Origin of the sequence: Brevundimonas sp. SGAir0440 (genome assembly GCF_005484585.1) — a bacterium.
Taxonomy (GTDB): Bacteria; Pseudomonadota; Alphaproteobacteria; order Caulobacterales; family Caulobacteraceae; genus Brevundimonas.
The window spans coordinates 3084935-3105028 of the sequence record NZ_CP039435.1 but is presented as its reverse complement, the minus strand read 5'-3'; the positions used below and the strand labels follow the sequence as shown (position 1 = coordinate 3105028).

27 protein-coding genes are annotated in these 20094 nt (G+C 64.4%); 12 read left to right on the top strand and 15 right to left on the bottom strand.

Going from position 1 to position 20094, the window contains the following annotated elements:
- The first annotated feature begins 29 nt into the window (after positions 1-29).
- Together dinB and E7T10_RS15355 are read left to right on the top strand one after the other, a co-directional pair.
- A complete protein-coding gene (dinB, locus tag E7T10_RS15360; protein ID WP_137722470.1) occupies positions 30-1103 on the top strand; it encodes a DNA polymerase IV in 1074 nt (357 codons plus the stop codon).
- Positions 1100-1660 (top strand): alpha-ketoglutarate-dependent dioxygenase AlkB, encoded by a 561-nt coding sequence (locus E7T10_RS15355; RefSeq protein ID WP_137722469.1) that lies wholly within the window; start codon positions 1100-1102, stop codon positions 1658-1660. The genes dinB and E7T10_RS15355 overlap by 4 nt, the downstream gene beginning before the upstream one ends.
- A gap of 44 nt (positions 1661-1704) precedes the next feature.
- Here the strand turns inward: E7T10_RS15355 and E7T10_RS15350 are convergent, their stop codons facing one another.
- The 5 genes from E7T10_RS15350 to E7T10_RS15330 form a co-directional block, all read right to left on the bottom strand.
- Complete coding sequence (locus tag E7T10_RS15350) at positions 1705-2478, bottom strand: exodeoxyribonuclease III (protein ID WP_137722468.1); 774 nt, start codon at positions 2476-2478, stop codon at positions 1705-1707.
- 4 nt (positions 2479-2482) lie between these two features.
- The gene (locus E7T10_RS15345; protein ID WP_246846060.1) at positions 2483-3052 is read right to left on the bottom strand and encodes an arylesterase; all 570 of its coding nucleotides are present in this window, start codon (positions 3050-3052) and stop codon (positions 2483-2485) included.
- A 222-nt stretch (positions 3053-3274) separates the two neighbouring features.
- Positions 3275-4453 carry a zinc-dependent alcohol dehydrogenase gene (locus E7T10_RS15340; protein WP_137722467.1) on the bottom strand — a complete coding sequence of 393 codons (1179 nt, stop codon included), beginning with the start codon at positions 4451-4453 and terminating at the stop codon, positions 3275-3277.
- Positions 4454-4470: 17 nt separating this feature from the next.
- Positions 4471-5034 carry an SRPBCC family protein gene (locus tag E7T10_RS15335; RefSeq protein WP_137722466.1) on the bottom strand — a complete coding sequence of 188 codons (564 nt, stop codon included), beginning with the start codon at positions 5032-5034 and terminating at the stop codon, positions 4471-4473.
- 42 nt (positions 5035-5076) lie between these two features.
- A complete protein-coding gene (locus tag E7T10_RS15330) occupies positions 5077-5613 on the bottom strand; it encodes a hemerythrin domain-containing protein (RefSeq protein ID WP_137722465.1) in 537 nt (178 codons plus the stop codon).
- 179 nt (positions 5614-5792) lie between these two features.
- Here E7T10_RS15330 and E7T10_RS15325 point away from each other — a divergent pair, with 179 nt between their 5' ends.
- Together E7T10_RS15325 and E7T10_RS15320 are read left to right on the top strand one after the other, a co-directional pair.
- The gene (locus tag E7T10_RS15325; RefSeq protein ID WP_137722464.1) at positions 5793-6707 is read left to right on the top strand and encodes a manganese catalase family protein; all 915 of its coding nucleotides are present in this window, start codon (positions 5793-5795) and stop codon (positions 6705-6707) included.
- Between the two features lie 43 nt (positions 6708-6750).
- Complete coding sequence (locus E7T10_RS15320; RefSeq protein WP_084140461.1) at positions 6751-7464, top strand: Crp/Fnr family transcriptional regulator; 714 nt, start codon at positions 6751-6753, stop codon at positions 7462-7464.
- 9 nt (positions 7465-7473) lie between these two features.
- Here E7T10_RS15320 and E7T10_RS15315 read toward each other — a convergent pair whose 3' ends face one another.
- The 3 genes from E7T10_RS15315 to E7T10_RS15305 are packed head-to-tail and all read right to left on the bottom strand — an operon-like array spanning position 7474 to position 8524.
- On the bottom strand, positions 7474-7740 hold the full coding sequence (locus E7T10_RS15315) for a hypothetical protein (RefSeq protein WP_039248674.1): 267 nt from the start codon (positions 7738-7740) through the stop codon (positions 7474-7476).
- A complete protein-coding gene (locus E7T10_RS15310) occupies positions 7737-8342 on the bottom strand; it encodes a cysteine hydrolase family protein (RefSeq protein ID WP_137722463.1) in 606 nt (201 codons plus the stop codon). Before E7T10_RS15310 ends, E7T10_RS15315 begins: the two co-directional genes overlap by 4 nt.
- On the bottom strand, positions 8339-8524 hold the full coding sequence (locus tag E7T10_RS15305; RefSeq protein WP_137722462.1) for a hypothetical protein: 186 nt from the start codon (positions 8522-8524) through the stop codon (positions 8339-8341). The genes E7T10_RS15310 and E7T10_RS15305 overlap by 4 nt, the downstream gene beginning before the upstream one ends.
- Positions 8525-8692: 168 nt before the next feature.
- Here E7T10_RS15305 and E7T10_RS15300 point away from each other — a divergent pair, with 168 nt between their 5' ends.
- Positions 8693-9451 (top strand): Crp/Fnr family transcriptional regulator, encoded by a 759-nt coding sequence (locus E7T10_RS15300; RefSeq protein WP_137722461.1) that lies wholly within the window; start codon positions 8693-8695, stop codon positions 9449-9451.
- Between the two features lie 58 nt (positions 9452-9509).
- Here the strand turns inward: E7T10_RS15300 and E7T10_RS15295 are convergent, their stop codons facing one another.
- Entirely contained in the window at positions 9510-10265 is a 756-nt protein-coding gene (locus E7T10_RS15295) for a Crp/Fnr family transcriptional regulator (RefSeq protein WP_246846059.1), read from the bottom strand.
- A gap of 91 nt (positions 10266-10356) precedes the next feature.
- The gene (locus E7T10_RS15290) at positions 10357-10656 is read right to left on the bottom strand and encodes a hypothetical protein (protein ID WP_137722459.1); all 300 of its coding nucleotides are present in this window, start codon (positions 10654-10656) and stop codon (positions 10357-10359) included.
- A 269-nt stretch (positions 10657-10925) separates the two neighbouring features.
- On the opposite strand from E7T10_RS15290, the gene E7T10_RS15285 reads away from it, so the two are divergent.
- The 7 genes from E7T10_RS15285 to E7T10_RS15255 are packed head-to-tail and all read left to right on the top strand — an operon-like array spanning position 10926 to position 17233.
- A complete protein-coding gene (locus tag E7T10_RS15285; RefSeq protein WP_137722458.1) occupies positions 10926-12032 on the top strand; it encodes a glycosyltransferase in 1107 nt (368 codons plus the stop codon).
- Positions 12033-12091: 59 nt separating this feature from the next.
- Positions 12092-12982, top strand: coding sequence for a glycosyltransferase family 2 protein (locus tag E7T10_RS15280; protein WP_246846058.1), 891 nt, complete (start codon positions 12092-12094; stop codon positions 12980-12982).
- On the top strand, positions 12979-14007 hold the full coding sequence (locus tag E7T10_RS15275) for a glycosyltransferase (protein WP_210416124.1): 1029 nt from the start codon (positions 12979-12981) through the stop codon (positions 14005-14007). Before E7T10_RS15280 ends, E7T10_RS15275 begins: the two co-directional genes overlap by 4 nt.
- Positions 14007-15107 carry an acyl-CoA dehydrogenase family protein gene (locus E7T10_RS15270; RefSeq protein ID WP_137722456.1) on the top strand — a complete coding sequence of 367 codons (1101 nt, stop codon included), beginning with the start codon at positions 14007-14009 and terminating at the stop codon, positions 15105-15107. The genes E7T10_RS15275 and E7T10_RS15270 overlap by 1 nt, the downstream gene beginning before the upstream one ends.
- Positions 15104-15808, top strand: a complete 705-nt coding sequence (locus tag E7T10_RS15265) for a PIG-L deacetylase family protein (protein WP_210416123.1) — start codon at positions 15104-15106, stop codon at positions 15806-15808. The genes E7T10_RS15270 and E7T10_RS15265 overlap by 4 nt, the downstream gene beginning before the upstream one ends.
- Complete coding sequence (locus E7T10_RS15260; protein WP_137722454.1) at positions 15801-16382, top strand: class I SAM-dependent methyltransferase; 582 nt, start codon at positions 15801-15803, stop codon at positions 16380-16382. Before E7T10_RS15265 ends, E7T10_RS15260 begins: the two co-directional genes overlap by 8 nt.
- Positions 16379-17233 carry a glycosyltransferase family 2 protein gene (locus E7T10_RS15255; RefSeq protein ID WP_137722453.1) on the top strand — a complete coding sequence of 285 codons (855 nt, stop codon included), beginning with the start codon at positions 16379-16381 and terminating at the stop codon, positions 17231-17233. The genes E7T10_RS15260 and E7T10_RS15255 overlap by 4 nt, the downstream gene beginning before the upstream one ends.
- 139 nt (positions 17234-17372) lie before the next feature.
- On the opposite strand, the gene E7T10_RS15250 is transcribed toward E7T10_RS15255, so the two are convergent.
- The 5 genes from E7T10_RS15250 to E7T10_RS15230 all read right to left on the bottom strand — a co-directional run bounded on the left by E7T10_RS15250 (position 17373) and on the right by E7T10_RS15230 (position 20060).
- Positions 17373-17576 (bottom strand): helix-hairpin-helix domain-containing protein, encoded by a 204-nt coding sequence (locus E7T10_RS15250; RefSeq protein WP_137722452.1) that lies wholly within the window; start codon positions 17574-17576, stop codon positions 17373-17375.
- The gene (locus E7T10_RS15245; RefSeq protein WP_137722451.1) at positions 17573-17782 is read right to left on the bottom strand and encodes a hypothetical protein; all 210 of its coding nucleotides are present in this window, start codon (positions 17780-17782) and stop codon (positions 17573-17575) included. Before E7T10_RS15245 ends, E7T10_RS15250 begins: the two co-directional genes overlap by 4 nt.
- A gap of 5 nt (positions 17783-17787) precedes the next feature.
- Positions 17788-18051 (bottom strand): DUF2171 domain-containing protein, encoded by a 264-nt coding sequence (locus E7T10_RS15240; protein ID WP_055805667.1) that lies wholly within the window; start codon positions 18049-18051, stop codon positions 17788-17790.
- Between the two features lie 108 nt (positions 18052-18159).
- A complete protein-coding gene (locus E7T10_RS15235; protein ID WP_210416122.1) occupies positions 18160-18918 on the bottom strand; it encodes a S9 family peptidase in 759 nt (252 codons plus the stop codon).
- Positions 18915-20060 carry a DUF3182 family protein gene (locus E7T10_RS15230; protein ID WP_168189966.1) on the bottom strand — a complete coding sequence of 382 codons (1146 nt, stop codon included), beginning with the start codon at positions 20058-20060 and terminating at the stop codon, positions 18915-18917. Before E7T10_RS15230 ends, E7T10_RS15235 begins: the two co-directional genes overlap by 4 nt.
- Positions 20061-20094: the final 34 nt, after the last annotated feature.

Sequence of the window (20094 nt, the reverse complement as noted above, 5' to 3'; positions counted from 1 at the left end):
TTTTGTTCTCGTCTTGATATGCAGGCTGCATGTCCGGCGTCGCAACCCGCAAGATCGTCCACGTGGACATGGACGCTTTCTTCGCCTCCGTGGAACAGAGGGATGATCCCGCCCTGCGCGGTCGGCCCGTGGCGGTGGGGCACGCGGCGGCGCGCGGCGTGGTCGCCGCCGCCAGCTATGAGGCGCGGCGGTTTGGGGTGCGCTCGGCCATGCCCTCCACAACCGCCCTGCGCAAATGCCCGGACCTCGTCTTCGCCCCGCCGCGCTTCGAGGTCTATCGCGCGGTCTCGGCGCAGATCCATGCGATCTTTGCGGACTACACCGACCTGATCGAGCCCCTGTCGCTGGACGAGGCTTATCTCGATGTGACGGCGGACAGACGAGGCCTGGGGACCGCCTCGGCGACGGCGGAGGAAATCAGGCGGCGGATCCTCGAGGAGACCGGCCTGACGGCTTCGGCGGGCATTTCGTACAACAAGTTTCTGGCCAAGCTGGCGTCGGACCAGAACAAGCCGAACGGCCAGTTTGTCGTGGCGCCCGGGCGTGGCGAGGCCTTCGTCGAGGATTTGCCGGTCAGGCGCTTCCACGGCGTGGGGCCGGTGACGGCCGCGAAGTTGGAAGGGCTGGGGATCCGCACCGGCGCGGATCTGCGCCGCCAATCCCGAGCCTTTCTCCAGCATCATTTCGGCAAGTCCGGGCCCTGGTATTACGCCATCGCCCGCGGCGAGGACGATCGTCCGGTCAATCCCGACCGGACCCGCAAGTCGAGCGGTTCGGAAACCACCTTCGCCTCCGACCTGACCGATCCGGACGCGATCGAGGCCGGGGTAATGGCCATGGCCGACGATGTCTGGGCCTGGTGCGAGAAGACCGGCAGCCGGGGACGGACGGTCACCGTCAAGGTCAAATGGGCGGACTTCCAGCAATCGACGCGAAGCCGGTCCCTGTCCGAGCCTGTGGCCTCCCGCCAAGCCCTGCACGAGGTCAGTCGGGTGCTGGTCCGGTCCCTTTACCCGCCAAGCCGGGGCGTGCGCCTGGTCGGGGTAAGCCTGTCCAATCTGGAGACGACCGGCGCCGCGGCGAACCAACTGGTCCTGGCGTGACCGAACTATCGCAAATCGACCTGTTCGACGATGCACCCGCGCGCACGCCCGTGGTGGCGGGCTTTGACTATTGGGCCGGCGTCCTGTCGGCGCCTGAACAGGCCGCGCTTGTCGCCGCGCTCCAGACTCTGGCGTTCAAACCCTATGAACATCTGGGCTACCTGGGTCATCGCCGGATCGCCGCCTTCGACCGCGGGGGTGATGGCGCGGGTTGGCCGGCGTTTCTCTCGACCTTAATGGCGCGCTTGGCGGGCCGCCTCGATCTGAACGGCGCGGCCTTTGTGCAGGTTCTGGTCAATGAATATGCGCCGGGCGCCGGCATCGGCTGGCATCGCGACCGCCCCGTCTATGGGGAAATCCTGGGCGTGTCCTTACTTGCGCCCTGCGTGATGCGGCTGCGCCGTCGCCAGGGGACGGGCTTTCTGCGTCGAAATGCGGCGCTGGCGAGCGGCTCGGTCTATCGCCTGTCAGGAGAGGCGCGCGCTGCTTGGGAGCATTCTATCACACCTATGACAGCCTTGCGCTATTCCATCACCTTCCGGACCCTGACGGCTTGACGATTGTTGGGTCGACTGACGTCCAGCGGTCCGGATCGGCTGGGTCAGGCAAGCTCGATCCAGACCGGCGCGTGGTCGCTCGCGCCCTCGGCGCCGCGCACCGCGCGATCGACGCCGGCGTCGGTCAGCCGTTCGGCCGCGAGACCGTTGAGCAGCACATGGTCGATCCGCAGACCGGCGTCGCGGCACCAGGCCTCGCGGAAATAGGACCAGAAGGTCCAGGGCGGCGGATCGTGCGGGAAACGCTCGCGCAGGGCGTCGGTCCAGCCCTGGTCCAGCAGGCGCTTGAAGGCCGCGCGGCTCTCGGGCTGAAGCAGGGCGTCGGCCTTCCACGAACTGGTGTTGTAGATGTCGGCGTTGGTCGGGACGACATTGTAGTCGCCGGCGAGCACGACCGGCGCTGCAGTGGCGTAGAGGGTCCCCGCATGGGCGATCAGCCGGTCGGCCCAGGCAAGCTTGTAGTCGAACTTGGGCCCGGGCCTGGGATTGCCGTTGGGCAAATAGAGGCAGCCGATCAACACGCCATTGACTGCCGCCTCTATATAACGGGCCTGGGGATCAGTGGCGTTGCCGGGCAGCCGGCGTCGGGTCACGACCGGCTCGCCAATGCGGCTTAGGATTGCGACGCCGTTCCAGCGCTGTTCGCCAACCCAGGCCGCATCGTAGCCGGCCGCCTTGATTTCGGCATTCGGAAATTGGCTGTCGGTCGCCTTCAGCTCCTGAAGGCAGACCACGTCCGGCTGGGCCTGTTCAAGCCAGGCGAGGAGATTGGGCAGGCGACGATTGACGCCGTTGATGTTGAAGGTGGCCAGCCGCATCCCGTCACGGCGTCCGCAGGGCCGCCAGGGCGGATCGCACATGGGGTGCAAGGGTGTCGGCCATCTTGCCCACGCCGGCGGCGTTGGGATGGATCCGGTCCGGCAAGACATAGGCCGGCTGCAACGCTACACCCTCCATCAGGAAGGGCATCAGGGGCACGCTCGCTGCGCGAGCGACCTCGGGGTAGACCGCGTCGAACGCGCAGGCGTAGGCGCCAAACCAGGGCGGCGCCCGCATGCCGCTCAGCAAAACGGGGATGTTGCGCTGTTGGAGTTTGTCGATGATCGACAGAAGATTATTCCTGACGTAATCGGCCGGGACCAACTGCATCATGTCGTTGGCGCCCAAGGCGACGACGCAAAGATCCGTTTGCGCCGGCACGTCCCGATCGAGCCGTCGCAAGCCATCCCTTGTCGTATCGCCGGACACGCCCGCGCCGATGACGCGAACCGGAGGCGTTCCGCTCGCCAATCGCGCCGCCAGTTGGCGCGGCAAGCTTTCGGCCGGCCTGAGGCCATAGCCGGCGGTGAGCGAGTCGCCGAGAAGCGTTACGACCTGCTCAGCGTCGATCACGAAAATGCTCTTCCGTCGCGGGATGATGAGGTGGGCAGGCCGAGACCGGATTCTAAGCGATCGGCGAGCAGCGGGTGTAGCGTCATGGCTTACCCAAAGGCTCGCTGAACCCGTCCTGTTCCTGCCAGGCCTCGTGAAACAATCACGGACTTCGCTATGGTGCGATCGGATGTCTGGCTGTCCATCGTGTCATGGCGGTAGGGCTCGAACGACGGCCTTCGATCAGCCGTGCGGCTTCAGCACCACCTTCGTCCATTCGTTCGGATTGTCGTGGAAGTTCTTGTAAGCCTCTGGCGCCTGCTCAAGCGGCAGGCGATGGCTGATCAGATCCGTCGTGTCGATCTTGCCGTCCATGACCAGCTCAAGGAGCTGCGGCAGGTATTTCTGCACATGGGTCTGGCCGGTCTTGATCGTCAGACCCTTCTGCATGAGGGCGCCGATCGGCAGCTTGTCGCCAATCCCGCCATACACGCCGGGGATTGAAACGCGTCCTCCCTTGCGACACGCCATGATCGTCTCGCGCAGGACATGTTGGCGATCCGTTCCCAGCTTCGTTTCTTGCTTCACCGCATCGATGATGTTGTCGGGCGAAAATCCATGCGCCTCCATGCCGACGGCGTCGATGCAGGCATCCGGCCCGATGCCGGCGGTCATCTCCATCAGGGCTTCGCGAACCTTGACCTCATGATAGTTGAGGACTTCCGCGCCATTCGCCTTGGCGAGCTCCAGTCGGCGTGGATGATGATCGATGGCGATGATGCGGCCGGCGCCCATCAATCTGGCGCTCTTGATGGCGAACAGACCGACGGGCCCGCAGCCCCAGATCGCCACCGTGTCGCCGGGCTCGATCTCCGCGTTTTCGGCCGCCATCCAACCCGTGGGGAAGATGTCCGACAGGAACAGGACCCGCTCATCCTCAATCCCGTCCGGCACCACGATCGGGCCGACGTCGGAATAGGGGACGCGGACATATTCCGCCTGGCCGCCCGCATAGCCGCCGGTCAGATGCGAATAGCCGAACAGCCCGGCAGCCGGGTAACCGTAGGCGATCTCGGATGCGTCGGACTTGTCGGCGGGATTGGAGTTGTCGCAGGCCGAGAACTGCTGCTTGCCGCAATGGAAGCAGGAGCCGCAGGCGATCACGAAGGGGACGACGACCTTTTGGCCGACCTGAAGGCTCGTGTTGCCACGGCCGATCTCGACGACCTCGCCCATGAACTCGTGGCCGAGGATGTCGCCATTGGACATGCCGGGGATCACGCTATCGTAGAGGTGCAGGTCCGATCCGCAGATGGCGGTCGCCGTAATCTTGATGATCGCATCGCGGGGATTGACGATCTGGGGATCGGGGACCGTGTCCACCTGAACATTGTGTTTGCCGTGCCAAGTCAGGGCGCGCATGGGAATTCCTTCCGGGATCAGAAATGACGGTCGGCGCGCGGCGCCGCGTCGGGAGCTTTGGACGTCGAGATTTCGCCCGTTTCCATCAGCTGTTTGAAACGTCGCAGCTCGCGCCGGGCCTGGACCCGGGGCTCGCGCTGCATCACCTTGGCGACCAGTTTGCCGACGGCGCCCGCCGGCGGGTCGTAGCTGATCAGGACACGCACCTCGGTTCCGCGGCCGAAGGCGTTGTCGCGAAACGCGATCCAGCCCTCGTGATCGACATCGCTGTCCTCGGTCGACCGCCAGGCGATGTATTCGCCGGGACGATCTTCGGTGATCTCGCTGACAAGCTCGATCTCCGCACCGGCCGGACCTGCAACGCTCCAACTTGATCGGAGGTCGTCCAGAAGATCCACCGACCTCACATTCTCCATGAAACTGGGCAGGTTTCGGAAGTCGCGCCAGTAGTCATAAAGCCGTTGACGAGGCTGGTTGATCATGACGGCCTGGATGCTGGTGGAGTCGTAGGCGCCTTCCACATAGTCGTCGTGGAATGCTGGTGACTGGACGTCGGCGTCTGTCGAAAGGGGGGCGGACATCGTTGATGCCTCCTTGATGTTGGACGGTCGGGATCAGGCGGCTCAGGACTGGGGGGCGCCAGCGTAGCGTTCGAACTCTTCGGCGTAACGCGAGGCCAGACGGACCTGGTGGTGACCCTTAACCTTCAGGGTCAGGAACCAATCGCTCTCTTCTTCGAACATATGGGTGAGAACGGCGCCTTCGATGTGGGCCCATTTTTCCAGCCAGGCGGGCTTCGAGGGCGCGATGTTTTCAAGCTCCGCCATCTGAGCCTTTGTGGTCGTCTGCTCGAGATAGGCGTGGGCCGCGTGCATCTTTTCTCCGGCCTGACCAAGGGCGGGATAGAGGACCAGCTCCTCGGCCAGCGCATGGCCGTTCAGCACGACGGCGAGGGCATCGCGAGCGGTGTTTCTTTCGACAGCGGTCTTGGCCGTTCGGCCGCAGGCGAAGGCGGCGCGGATGGCGTCGTGATGATCGAGCACCAGCGAAAGCCAGTCTCCAGTCTGAGATGCGGCGCGGGCCTTTTCCGTCGCCGCCTTGCGCGTCTGATCGTCAGGCTGCGGGGTGACGGCGGCGAGCGCCTTGTCGATGAGGGACATCAAACCTCCCGTGAAAGAAGGTTCAAGAGCCGCTCGGAGTTGTCCGTTCCGACTGTCCAATAGCGGGCACAACCGATGGCCGCGCTCGAAAGTAAAACGTTTCAAGGTCGGAAAGCCGACCTTCGGAACAGCACTCGGAATGGCCCGGTTAGCTCGGCTTCAACCCCAAGGAGCCAACCATGTTCATGCACAACAAGCGCCTGATGTATACGGTCAGGGTATCCGAACCAAACCCGGGTCTCGCCACCCTAATGCTTGAGCAATTCGGAGGGCCGCAGGGCGAGCTCGCCGCCGCCATGCGCTACTTCACACAGGCTTTGGCGGATGAAGATCCGGGCCGCAAAGACATGCTGCTCGACATCGCCACGGAAGAGTTAAGCCACCTCGAGGTCATCGGCTCGATCGTGTCCATGCTGAACCGGGGCGTGAAAGGCCAGATGGCTGAAGCCGCGATGGAGGAGGCCGATCTCTACGCCTCGCTGAACAGCGGTGGTGAGAGCCATACGACCTCCATTCTCTATGGCGGCGCGCCGGCCCTGATCAATTCCGCCGGTGTCCCGTGGACCGCCGCCTACATCGACTCGATCGGCGATCCCGCTTGCGACCTACGCTCCAACATCGCCGCCGAGTCCCGGGCCAAGATCGTCTATGAACGTCTGATCAACTGCACGGACGATCCCGGCGTGAAGGACGCGTTGAACTTCCTGATGACGCGCGAAGTGGCGCATCAGAAGTCCTTCGAGAAGGCCCTCTACGCCATGGAGCCGAACTTCCCGGCAGGCAAGCTGGTCGGCCTGCCTTCCTTCGCTGACAAATACTACGACATGTCCCAAGGGGAGGGCGATGTCCGCGGACCTTGGAATGAGGGGGAGCAATGGGAGTTCATCAACGACCGTGAACAGCAGGGCGCCGTGGACGGCGGCGACGGCTCCGCCAGCGTCTCACTGGGCGAACGGGACGCCGCCGCTGTCCAGGCCTTCGCGGCCCGAACAGCCTCTGACCTCGACGGCAATCCTGTGACCGGGGCTGATCTAGGGGCGGGACCTGGGGCAGGGACCACGACCGAACTGATCGAAGACGAAGGCGTCAGTTAACCCATGTAAGTGCGCGACGCCCGGAAAGTCGCAGGATGCGCCTATGCTCGATCCTGCGACACCGTCCGGCGAGACCTCGCCATGTCTAGAGCCGCGCGAGGAAATTCTTTCGTTGTGGCGGGCGTTTGATCCGCTCTCCTTCGAAAGTCGCAGTCGCGCGCTACGCCTGGGAGAGATCATTCCCGTCGTGTCGGGCGGACCCTATCGTCCGGATGGCGAGATCGCTGTCGTTCTCGACGGTTGTCTTCTTCTTGATGACGGGAAACGAGGAACCCATTGTGGCGTCGCTGCGGCGGGCGATCTGATCGACATCGCAGGGGGAAGCCCAGGGCTTTGGCTGTCGAACGGCTTGGTGTACCGGGCGCCCGTTGCGGCTTTCTGCCGGGAAGCGGGTGAGGAAGGCGTTCAATTTCTGCTTTCAGGCGGCGTCAAGCGATTGAGGGCGATGGAGACGCGTTTGAGGTGCGCCATGTCGCATGGGTCGATCTCTCGCGTCGCCAGCTTTCTTCTGGATATTCATCGCGCTACCGGTGGCTTTGAGATCGCTCTGTCACAATCAAATATCGGAGCGTTGCTGAGCCTGCGCCGATCCAGCATCAATCAGGCGTGTCAGAGCCTTCGCGCCGCCGGCGCCCTACGCACCGTGCGGGGACGAATCCTTTTGAAGGATGAGGCCGTTCTCGCGAGCGTGGCCTGCTGTCACTATCGTCCGCAGTCTCCAGCGTTCGCCGAAGCCATCGCGGCCGAGGCGGCCTAGATCAGCTCGTCACCGGTCTCGGACCGGTGCGCCGAATACATAGATGCCGGCATGGACGAGCTTTGCGATCAAGTCGGGCGAGAGGAGCGACGGGGCTGAATCGACGTCGGCGATCCACCGACCATCGCACCACAGGGCGACAGCCTGACCCACCGCTTTTGCGCGCTGAGACGCCTGGGCCATGGCGTCAGCCATGTCGTTTGAGATCAGGGTCTCAGGCTCTCCGCCATCACGGTAGCGGATCTGATAGCGCAGAACGGGAGGATGGACGGTCATGCCACCCAGGCCTCCAGCACCTCTCGGCATTCGGCAGTTTCGACCTGGAGACTGAAGCGGTCGCTGTAGAGCGCCAAAAGGTGATCGTGAGGCTGATCAGCCGAACTGCAGACCCCGTCGCTGACCACCACGATGCGATAGCCCAGATCGATGGCTCCGAGCACGGTCGAGAGAACGCAAACGTCAGTTTCTGCCCCCGTTACGACGAGCGTATCAACACCCTGATCTTTGAACGCCTTGTGGAGGCGTGTGCCTGACCAGGCGGAATAGACCGTCTTGTCGATGATCTGGGCGGGCGGCGCGAACCGCTGAAGCGGAAGCGCCAGATCCAACATCGCCGGATCAAGAGCGTTCTTCGTCATGGTCGACCAACGCCGCCAATAGTCGCGCCAGGTGCCTTCCGCCTCATCGGGCGTTGCGGCGGGGATGAATCGGGTGAGCCACAGCTTTTCAGGCCTTGCAGCGCATAGCGTCTCGATGGCCGGAAGCGTTTTGGCTGCCCACGGCGTATGCCACTCGGTCCCTTCCACGAACATGCGCTGCATGTCGATGCAAAGGTGCGCCGCTGTTTCCGGAATGCGCGTCTTCAGGCCGCGTGTCACGGCCTGTGCTCCGGCGTCTCTTCGCCCCGGTAGTGTTCGCTCTCGCCCCGTTCGACTTCGGTGCGGGAGAAGACTTCCTCCTGGCCCGCGTCGAGTATTTCGTCCTCTGGACCACCTAGACCGCCCTGCGCCAAGCCGCGCGTATGATCAATCTTGTCCCTGTGTGGCGTATGTCGGGTCATGTCGCCTTCTCGCCGGATCAAAAGACAACCAATCCTGGTGCGTCCGCTGAGTTTCATAGGTCCGATTTTGGACAGGCTTCTAGCCTGTCGAGAGTACCCCCGAAGGCGCGTCGGACAGCCCTTTACATGGGTTAGTGCAGGCATGCCGGGTTTGGGGGAACGCGGGGCATGGATGAGGACCTGCCGCCCCCAAACGATTCGCAATCCGATGCGCCGGGGCGGTTGGGGGAATTCGTCACTCTGTCATCTCGCGAGCGTGCAGCGCTGGCCGGGCTTCTCGAGCCGGTCCAGCATTGGCCTCGCCACCATGTGTTGCGTCATGAGGCGGCTGAACCTTCGCATCTCTATCTGCTGACCCAGGGCTGGGTCGCGTCGTCCATCGCGCTTGCATCGGGCAAGCAGCAGATTGTGAAGGTCCATCTTCCGGGCGATCTCCTGGGAGCGCCGAGCCTGTGCCTGACGACAACGGTCGACTGCCTGACCGCCATGACGCCCATCGCTGTGCACGCGATATCGAGGTCCAGGCTGATAGCGACATTTGAGGCCTATCCGCGGATTGCGCTTTCACTCTTTCTGAGCGCGCAGAAAGAGCGTGTCGCGTTGATGGAAAGTCTGGCCGTGGTTGGTCAGGCGCCCGCTCACGTTCGCATCGCCGCCACGCTGACCAATCTGTTCGATCGATTGTCCGAACGCGGCGATGCGCCGGGCGGCATGTTCCATATGCCTTTGACCCAGCGCGATCTCGGCGACCTGATCGGGATCACGCCGGTGCATGTGAACAGAACCCTTCGCGAGATGGATCGCCTGAATCTGATCAAACGGTCCGACCAGACGATTTCCCTGCTCGATGTTGATCGGCTTCGCCGTATCGCTGGGCTGCCCGTCAGGCGCTATGTGTCCGGTCCCAACCGGATCACGAGCGTCTGACGCCGCAGGCGCGGAGATGGAGGCGCAGCGGCCGCGCGCTAATGAGCTTCGGATAGATTTAGGCCGTCCGCCGTCTCGCGATCGGCGCGCCGCTTGAGGACCTAGACAGCTTCAGATCGAGATAGGAGGCGTCGAAGGCGACGCGCTCGGTCAGCGCCGTCCAGTCGTCGATCGACACCTGACCATTCCGCCATCGCACCAGGCCCGTGTCGCGAAGGACCTTGAGCGAGCGGTTCACGTGGACGCTCGACATCCCCAGCATGTCCGCTAGGTCCGATTGGGTCAGAGGGCATTCGAAGGTGTGGTCTTGGGCGAGGGCTACGGCTTCCAGACGGAGGTAGAGTTCACAGATCAACTGGCCCAGTCTTGTCCCTGCGTCTCTGCGTCCCAGCGCCACCAGCCACTGCCGGTGGATGGCCGCATCTATCAGCGTTTCAAGCCAAAGCGCTCGCGCAAGGCGAGGGGCGTGTTCCGTCACGCGCCTCAAGTCGGCGTGCTGGACAACCGCGACGGTGACGTCAGACAAGGCTACAAGGCTGTGATCCATCGTTTTCAGAAGAAAGCCATGCAGATCGATGAAGTCCCCGGGAACGCTGATCGCTGTGATCTGACGACCGCCGTCCGCCAGGGTCGAGACTCGGCCGACAAATCCCGAGAGCAGCAGCGTACTGAACGTGGGTCGACTGCCTTCTTCCACCAAGGCCTCGCCGGCTGCGGCGCGACGGCGTCCATTCAGGAGTCCTGCAAGTCGTCCGCGATCGTCGTTCGAGAGGTCGCCGAGGCGATGAAGCTTGGCGTCGATGAGCGATTCCACGGACGTCATCCTTGCGAGCAGAGGCGGCGGGACGCTTCGGCCCTCATCATAGGATCAACGCGACGCAGCCGATGACCGGCTCGCATGAGGGTCACCCGTCCTTGGCGCCGAGTTCGGCGAATGCGGCGCGTATCGCCTGTTCCTCGTCATCGGTTTCTGCAGACACGACGACTTTGACACGCCCGGCGACCGGCACGTCCGACCGAGAGTCGACGCTGGGGCTGTCGCCTTCGACATCTCCGCCCGAAGGCCTGTCTCCAACCGTGTTCGCCTCGCCTTCAGGGGCGACCTGAATGGCGTCTCGTTCCATGCCATGGGTTTGAACGAGCCGTTCGACCACAAGCTCGGCGTCTCGACGTGTTGCAAATGTGGAGGCGACAAGGTTGGTCATGGTTGGGTCCTTTTAGCTAGTCCAGAGAACGCGCCGAGTAATTTATCGCTCCGGGGCTGACCGCTTTCAGCAGCGCTCGCGCGTTTTCATTGGGTCATCCCAAACAAAATACGCCGGTTTCTGCTGGCTCATAGAAGCCCGAACGCCTCCGATCGGCTTGAGACCATTATCGAACACAGGAACGAATAGCCGCGGCATAGCTTTGACCTTCAGGCTTTATGCCATGGACCGATCCGAGGGGGGTCGGGTTGTCGATCACGGCGGTATGGATGCGCATCGGCGTCATCGCACATCTCAAATATCCGATCGCAGAACCCTTCGCCGGCGGGCTGGAGATGCATACCCATCTGCTCTGTCGCCAACTGCGGCTAAACGGCCACGACGTCACTCTGTTTGCCGCGACCCTCTCCGACCCCGAGTTAGGCCTAGAGGCGATTTGCGACCAGACGGAAATCGCCAAGGTCGGGACGGCGGAGGCGGGCGACGTCGCCTTCTTCCGAGAGCATCACGCCTATCTGTCGTTGATGGGCCGGCTTCGTCGCAGTTCGTTCGACGTCATCCACAACAACAGCCTGCACTATCTGCCGGTCTCGATGGCGGAGACCTTGCCGATGCCGATGGTCACTACGCTCCACACGCCGCCATTTTGCTGGCTGGAAAGCGGTATCCGCGAAGCGAGCGCGCCCTTCGCGCGGTTTGTCGGCGTTTCCGAGGCGATGCGTGAGCAATGGAGCCGGGTGCGGCCGATCGATCAGGTCATTCTGAACGGGATCGACCTGGAGCGCTTTCCCTGGCGTGCGCATCACGACGATCCTGGGCATTTGATCTGGTATGGGCGGATCGTGCCCGAGAAGGGTCTGCATCTGGCGCTGGACGCGGCGGCATTGGCGGGTATCGCCCTGCGGTTCGCAGGCCCGATCCTGGATCAAGCCTATTTCGATGCCGAGATCGCTTCGAGGTTGACGCGCGAAACCACCTATCTCGGCCACCTCGATCACGAAAGGCTCTCGCAGGAGATCGGACAGGCGGCCGCCTTCGTCTGCACGCCGCGCTGGGACGAACCCTACGGGCTGGTGGTGGCCGAAGCGCTGGCGTGCGGAACGCCGGTCGCCGCCTTCGCGCGGGGCGCCATACCCGAGATCCTGACCCCCGACTGCGGCGCCCTGGCGCGCCCGGACGATGTGCAGGATCTGGCGCGCGCGATCGCCCGGGCGGTCGGCTTGTCTCGGTCAGCCTGCCGCGCGCGCGCCGAGACGGCCTGCGATGTGCGCCGGATGATCACGGCCTATGAAGGGCTCTATGGCGAGATGATCCAAGCGGCTGCGGCGGGACAGATGCAGGCCAATGACTCGCTGGAAGATCGGCTGATCGCATGAAGGACGAACCTGCCTTCTGCGTTTGCGTGCCCGTGCGGAATGAGGAACGGCGTCTTCCCGTGCTTCTCGCCGCCCTGGACGCGCAGGATCTTCCGGGCAGGATTTCGGTCGCGCTCTGCCTCAATAACTCCACGGACGGTTCGCTCCCTCAGGCGCAGGCCGCAGCCGATCGGTGGAAGGATCGACTGGACATCGTCGTCGATCTGCAGACCTTCCCGGAGCATCGGGCGCATGCCGGCGCGGCGAGGCGTTCGGCCATGTCTGCCGGTCTCGAGCATCTCGGAGATCGATCCAATGGCGTTCTGATCTCGACGGACGCCGACACGCGACCGCCGCCGAACTGGCTGTCCGCCAATCTCGCAGCCATCGTGGATGGAGCGGATCTGGTGGGCGGACGACTGGTGCTGGATGAAGCGGAACCGATCTCGGCGGATGTCGCGGCTCTGCGCCAGATGTGGGACGCCTACTGGTGTGAAGTTCGCGCGATCGAGGACGAGATCGACCCTTCGCCGCATGACCCGGCGCCTCGCCATGGCGATCACACCGGGGCCAGCCTCGCCATCACGACGGCGGCCTATCGATCAGCCGGCGGCGTGCCTGAACAGCCGACGGGCGAGGATCGGGCGCTTGTGATCGCCGCTCAAGCGCAGGGGGCCAGGCTTGTGCACCCCTTGGCGGTGTGGACACGAGTGTCGGCACGAACTACGGGCCGCGCCGCCGGGGGGATGGCGGAGGATATGTCCCGCTTGTTGGATCAGGCGCGGAACGGCGGTCCGATCATGGCGCCGAACTTTTCGCATTGGCGGCAGCGGGCGATGTGGCGCCGGGAGCAGCGTCACGACGCGGCGAGCGCCAGGCGGCTGTCGGCTTTGGAAACCCAGCTGCCCGCCATGCCGCTCGACATGGATCTACGAGGTTGGGCCGACGGCGTTGCGAGAGCCGCATCGTGAGGGCTCCGATCGGCTACTATGTCCATCATCAGGGCGACGGCCACCGTCAGCGGGCTCTGGAAATCGCCGCCGCCGCGCCCGAGCGCTTTGTCCTGCTCGGAACGGGACTGAAGGGGCGAACAGGAGACATCGCCTGCGTGGATCTGGGGGATGACAGGCCCCATAAGGGAGACCGCTTTTCCGGCCAGGATGAAGCGCCTGTCCGGCCTCAGGCGCTGCATTACGCCCCCTATCATCACGCGGGCGTCCGGGCGCGAACCGCTCGGTTCGCTCAGTGGATCAGCGACACCAAGCCGGCTCTGATGGTGATCGATGTGTCGGTCGAGATGGCGATGCTGGCCCGGCTGTGTGCGACGCCTGTGGTCTATGTCCGTCTAGCGGGGGATCGATCGGACCCGGCGCATCTGGACGCCTTCCGCGGCGCGGAAGCCTTGCTTGCACCGTTCCATGAGCGGCTGGATGGAATGGGGGCCAGCGAGGCGCGGGACAAGACGCACTACTTCGCCCCCCGGCGCGATTCAGGATTGAAGCGTGGATCAGGCGTCCTGGTCGTTCATGGGCGGGGTGGCGATCCGCTGGATGGCGGCAAGCTGGCGGCGGCTGCGGAGGCGACGCCCGAGAAGATGTGGACCGGTGTTGGGCCGATCGAGCCGCCGCCGATCATGCCGCCGAACCTGAAGCTGGCGGGCTGGATCGACGCCATCGGCGACGAGATCGAAAAGGCGGAGATCGTCGTCGGAGGCGCGGGAGACGGCCTGCTGAATGCGGTGATTTCGGCCGACAAGCCCTTCGTCTGTCTTCCCGAGCCTCGCGCCTACAATGAGCAGATCGCGAAGGCCGAACGGCTCGCGGCGCTTGGGGCGTCCATCGTCCTGGCGCAATGGCCGCAGGCACAGCAATGGTCGGGCATCCTTCAGTCAGCACTCGCACTGTCGCCCGCTGATCGGCAGCAGATCAGCGGGCAGGGACTCGGCGCCGCCGGACCCTGGCTTGTCGACCTCGCATCAGAGCTTGAGGCACGCTGATGACAGCTCTGGAAACAACGCCGACCGCGTCATCGCCTCTGGAACTTGAGGTTAGATTGGCGGCGCTCGGTGCGCGCTACGACGCTGCGCCGCGATATCCCGCCGAGAGTCTGACGCTGCTCGCCTCGGAGGGTTGGGGTCGGCGGTTCGCTCCGGTTCAAAGCGGCGGAACGGCCTATGACGATCCAGTCCAAAAGGCCTTGGCCTTGATGGGCACTTTACGAAGTGTGGGGCGGTCGGATCTCAGCGTCGGCCGATTGTTCGAAGGACACGTCAACGCCCTGGCGCTGTTCGACTGGTACGCGGACCCGGCCCAGAAGGCTTGGCTCGGCAAGGTCCTTGCGCAGGGGGGCTGGTTCGGCGTCTGGGCGACGGAGCCGCCGCCCGGCGTTCGTCTGGGCGGCGACCGGCTGCAGGGCGCCAAGATGTTCGCGACCGGCGCGGGCGGCCTGGAATATGCCATCATCACCGCCCAGCCGGAACAGGGCGAACGCCAGCTGATCGTCGTGCCGGCGAACGACCCGGAGAGGGCTGATCTGAGCGGGTGGCGCGTCCGCGGCATGCGCGCGACGACCAGCGGGCGCTATGAGGTGACCGGGTTGATGGTCAATGCCGATCAGCGGCTCGGATGTCCCGGAGAGTATGATCGCGAACCGCGTTTCACGGCCGGCGCGTGGCGGTTCACGGCGGTGCAGTTGGGCGGCGTCGAAGGCCTGGTCATGGCGATGCGCGACGCACTGTCCGACGCCGCCCGCGCCGATCCCATCCAGCGCGCGCGCTTCGCCGACGCGGTCGTTGCGGCAAGAACGGCCTGGCTCTGGGTCCGCGAAGCCGCGATCCGCGCGGCGTCCGAAGCGCCGGACGCCGGCGATTTCGCCCGCGCCACGCGCGGCGTCGTCGAACGCAGCGCCCTGGATGTCATGGAGTTGGCGGCGCGGTCGGTCGGGACACGCAGCGCCTTCGACGGCGAGCGCATCGACAAGATCACCCGCGATCTCAGCCTCTATCTTCGGCAGGCCGGACCGGACTATGCGAAGGATCAGGCGGCCAAGACCTGGCTGGATCGCGATCTCTGGGGCGAGGGCGACGCCCTATGGTGAGCGAGAAGACCGGTCGACTGGCGACCTTGGCGCTGGAGCGTTCGCCCTGGCGATCCGCGCGGTGGCTGGTCGTTGCTCCGCATGCCGACGACGAGACGTTGGGCGTCGGAGCTTTGATCCATCAGGCGGCGGCGACGCAACATTTAGCAGGCGTCGTGATCCTCACCGACGGCGCGGGTTCGCACGACCATCCGGACACGGCTTCCCATGCGAGGCTTGTCCGGACCCGACGCCTGGAGGCGGGGCGTGCGGTTCGACGGTTGGCGGGGGATGCGGCTGCGGCACCCGTGTTTCTGGATTGGCCTGATGCGCAGCCGGCTTCTCCTGGCAGCACGGTATTCGAGGCGACCGCGCGTCGTCTGGCCGCCCTGTGCCGTGATCGGCGCGTCGATGCGATCGCCGTCACTGGACCAGACGATCCCCATTGCGATCATCAGGCAGCGGCCCAGCTGGCGCGCCGCGCGGCCCGTATAGCCTGCCGGCCGGTCGCCGTGTTCGATTATGTCGTGTGGGGGGCGGCTCCGCCCGGGTCGAAACTGCGGATCACGACGCGACCTCTAAGGGCCGGCCTCAGAGCGTACGCCTTATCGAGCCATCAAAGTCAGTTGACGCCGATGTTCGGCGAAGGGTTCCGGCTTGAGAAGGATACGGGGCTGCGCGCCGCCTCGGACACCCTTTATCGGTGCGACGCCTATGGCTGAACGCTCGCTTCCCGCCGCCTATTTCGAAGGCATCTTCGCCGGGGACGCCGATCCATGGGGTTTGGCCTCAAGCCCCTATGAGGCGGCCAAGTTCGATCGCACTATCGCCGCTCTGTCGGTGCGGCGAGCGGCTTTTGCGCTCGAGGTCGGTTGTGCGGGCGGCGTCCTGACCGAGCGGCTGAGCGCAGTTTGCGATCATCTGTTGGCGATCGACGTCAGCCCGACCGCCTTGGAGCGAGCGCGCCAGCATCTGTCGGGGCGGCCTAACGTCCGGTTCGAGGCCGCGGCCTTCCCCCGGGACTGTCCGGTTCTGGACGGGCTGGATCTCGTCGTCCTGTCCGAAGTGGCCTACTACTGGAGCGACGCCGATCTGGACCTTGCTGCCCAACGCATTGCCGATGGCCTGGTCGAGGGCGGACGCGTTCTTCTGGTGCACTGGACCGGCGATACCGACTATCCCCAGACCGCTGACGACGCCGTGGAGCGCCTCTGGCTCGGATTATCGGACTTCATGCAAGTGGATCTCGCCGAACGGCGTCCGAACTATCGGCTGGATTTGTGGAGCCGGCGATGACGACGCTGTCCGCTCTGACACTGGTTCGCAACCGGCAGGCGCATCTGGACCGATTGGTCGAGGGACTGATGATCAGCGCCTCGCCGCCCGACGAACTGATCGTCGTCGACATGAGCGATACGCCCGTGAGGCTGCCGCCAGTGGGTTTTCCGGTCCGCGTCGAACGTCTGGCGGGCGACGCCCTGCCTCTGGCCGCCGCCCGAAATCTGGCGGCCGCCTTGGCGTCGGGCGATATTCTGCTGTTTCTGGATGTGGATTGCATCGTGTCGTCGGCAGTTTGCGACCGGATGCAGGCGGTGCTCGCCGAGCATGACGCCGTCATCTGTCCAGAGGTGCTCTATCTTCCCGCCGGAGCCGTCCGGCCGGGACCCCTGTCGGAAGTTGATCTGAGCGCCGCCGGGCGACCCCATCCCGTGCGCCCCTTTCCACGGGAAGGCGAAAGCCCGGAGGGCAATCCGGGCCTGTTCTGGTCTCTGGCTTTCGCGCTCCGTCGCTCGACCTTCCATCGGCTTGGCGGGTTCGACGAGACCTACGTCGGCTACGGCGCCGAAGACACGGATCTGGGGTTTCGCATTGCGCGAGAGGGCCTGCCGCTGCTCTTCGCCGGCGGTGTGCCCGTCTTCCACCAACATCATGACGGCTATGATCCGCCCGTGCAGCATTTCCGCGCCCTAATCGCCAACGCCAAACGCTTCCACGCCGTCTGGTCGATCTGGCCGATGGACGGTTGGCTGACGGCGATGGCGGATCTCGGACTGGTCGACTGGTCGTCGGATGATTTGATTATCCGACGCGACCCAACGCCGGCCGAAATTGCCGCCGCACGAAAAAATCCTGCAAATCCCTTTTAGGATTGCCGTCTTTCAAAGCGCAGGCTCGCCGTACGTATGAAACTCAACGAGGCGACGCAGTTCAATGTCCGTCTTCTCTAATGAGCAAGCGATCTTGATCAGGCGACGGCCACGCATTGGACCGTTATTGCGTAGCTGGCTAGGCCGATGAACTCGTGGCTTTGACCGAAACGTGCGCTTCAACGCCGTCAGTCTTGCCGCTCAAACCCGGTACCTCATCGAGCTGGCGAAGGCTGGTGAAACGACCTCTTTCCTCACGATAGCGAACGATCTCAAACCCATGGCCGCGCAACATCTCAATCCCGTCTAACGTGTCCGCGCTGGCGGTGTTGAGGTCGATCATCTCTCGTCTTCGTCAACTGTGCCGGCCGGCCGGTGTCCGAGGGCGAAGTCGATGGCTTCGATATCCACCTTCAACTTCACCAGATCACGGATGTCCTCGTGGTGGCCGGACGTCGCGGCGGCCACCGCGGTCGACCACACTTCGGTTGTCAGCTGCTCGCGGATGGCCAAAAGCCGGGCGGCGACAGCATCATTATTCTGGATCACCGACACTATTTCAGGTCTGCGATCGCTTCGCCGGCCTCTTCTTCCTCGAGGAGAGCGGCATTGTCGGCGTTTGCGGACAGGCGCACCCGATTGCCCTCGACCTCGGCGACAAGGCCGCCAGAAAGGTAATGATGGTGATCGCTGTGCGATCCGCTGTCGGCCTTGGTGAGCTTGATGCGATCGCCTTCGACCTTGTCGACGGTGCCGAGATGGACGCCGTCAGCGCCGATCACTTCCATATGCTCTTTGATGTTCGAGAGGTCGGTCATGGTGGGTCTCCGTTTACCTACGCCATCAACGAGGCGCGACGCGCGGCGTTCCAGAGACGAAAGCAGCGGGCTGCGTACGTGCGTCTGGGCTGGGCGTTGGCGACAGGCTTACCGATAAGACCGGCGGCTCGCCCGCACCATTTCCTCAACCCAGCTGATCAGCAGAGTGGCGTAAAGCCGCTGATGGGCGGGATCGCGCATCGCATGGGTCGCCTCGGCGATGATCCGGTGGCTGAACGAGTTCGCGTCCTTGAAGGCGGCCTGATAGGAGGCGATGACTTCGGGCGGAATGCGATCGTCCTTGCCCGACTGCACGATGAGGACGTCGCCCTCGAACGCGGCGCAGGCCGAGAGCGCTTTGTCTTCCTGCGGCGTTCGCAGTTGCTGTCGATAGGCGCGCACCGCATCCTTATCGAGCTTGGCCTTAGGGACGTCCCAGTGCGCGTCCGGATAAAGCGCCGGCACGCGCAGCGCCAACCAGCGAACGTCTCGGATGCTCGTCAGCAGAGCCGACAAATAGCCTCCGTAGCTTGTGCCGATCACGCCGATCGCGCCGGGATCGATCAGCGGCTGGGACGCCAAATAGTCATAGGCCGCAGTGACGTCGTCCAGGCCATTCTGTCGGGTGACCTCGTCTCGGCTCGCATCGCTTTCGGCATGGCCTCGAAGGTCGAAGGTGAAACAGATGCAGCCCAGTCGGGCGAGATCCTCGGCCAGGCCCAGATCCTCTTCCTGATCGCCGCCCCAGCCGTGGACAAATAGAAAACCCGGCACGGGGGCTTCCGGCGTCAGAAGCGTGCCGGTCAGCTTCTGTCCGTCGACAGACAGTCGCACCCGCCCTTCCTCGACGTCGTCAGGTTCAATCACGCTGTCCTCGTCACATATTTCGTCATCGGCCCGACCTTGGGGTCCTCACCCCGAAAATAGACGACATCTTCCGGCCCGACATCGGCGAGGCCGTACACTTCGACCGTGGCGGTTTCGACGGAAGTCAGCGCCGGCGAGGCGGCAAACGCCTCGAGGGCGGCGATCTCGGCGCCCGTCGCCCCGCCGACCCGCCAGGACTGCTCCAGCACGCCTACTCGCCTTCGCCCTCGCGCATCCTTGCCGGCGAGGACATCGTAGTTCCGGCGGGTCAGAACCAAGTCCGGATAGGCGCGCTGGGCGGCGTCGTCGAACACGGCGGCGCAACGCACCGCTTCCACCGCCTCGGGGGGCAGTCCGAGGTGAGTCAATCGATCGAGATCGCCCCTGACGCACCTCAAACGGGATCCGCCGTACACCTCGCGTCCCCTGTGGTCCGTCGTTTCCCGCTGATCGCCGACATAGCTGATGCGCAGTCCGCCGACCGACAGGGTTCCGACGCTGTAGGTTTCGACGCCGAGCAGGTTTTCCTCAAGGACGACGCCAAAGGCGGCGATTTGCGCCTCATCCTGCTCGGCGATGACGGCGGCGAGCGCCTCAGTCGTCTCGACGACTGTCTGGCCCAGCCCTGCCTTGGCCAGGACGTCCTTGACGCGGACAGGTCCCGTCTCGAGGAGGCGTCGACCGGCTTCGATCGCATCGGCGATGGAGAAGGCGGTGTAGCCTTCCAGAGCCGCATCGCCCAGACGTTCGGCCATGGTGTTGGACCAGCCGGTCGGGCAGGTCGCGGACCGATCGATCAGGCCGTGGGTGATCGCCTTGGTGGCGATGAAGCGGTGGGGGACGCGGCCGCCCAACAGATTGCCTGCGGTGAAGACCGTGCGCGAGGTCATGTCTTCGCCGATCAAGGTGTCGCGAGGCACCAGCAAGACATCAGGTCCGACGTCTTCCGCGTCTTCAACCACATCAATGACCGGGAGCCGCAGAAGGCGCGCCAGGCGAGACACCAGCATTTCTCTGGACGCCTGATCGTGCAGATTGCCGGGATTGTGCCCGTCCGGATCGAACAGCGCGATGCCGGCAAGGGCGGCCGCATTGGTAAACGAAGGCATCGGGGCGACGCCCAATGGATTGACGATGGTCATGGCGGTCAGCGCTCCCTGCCGAGGGTCAACCCCA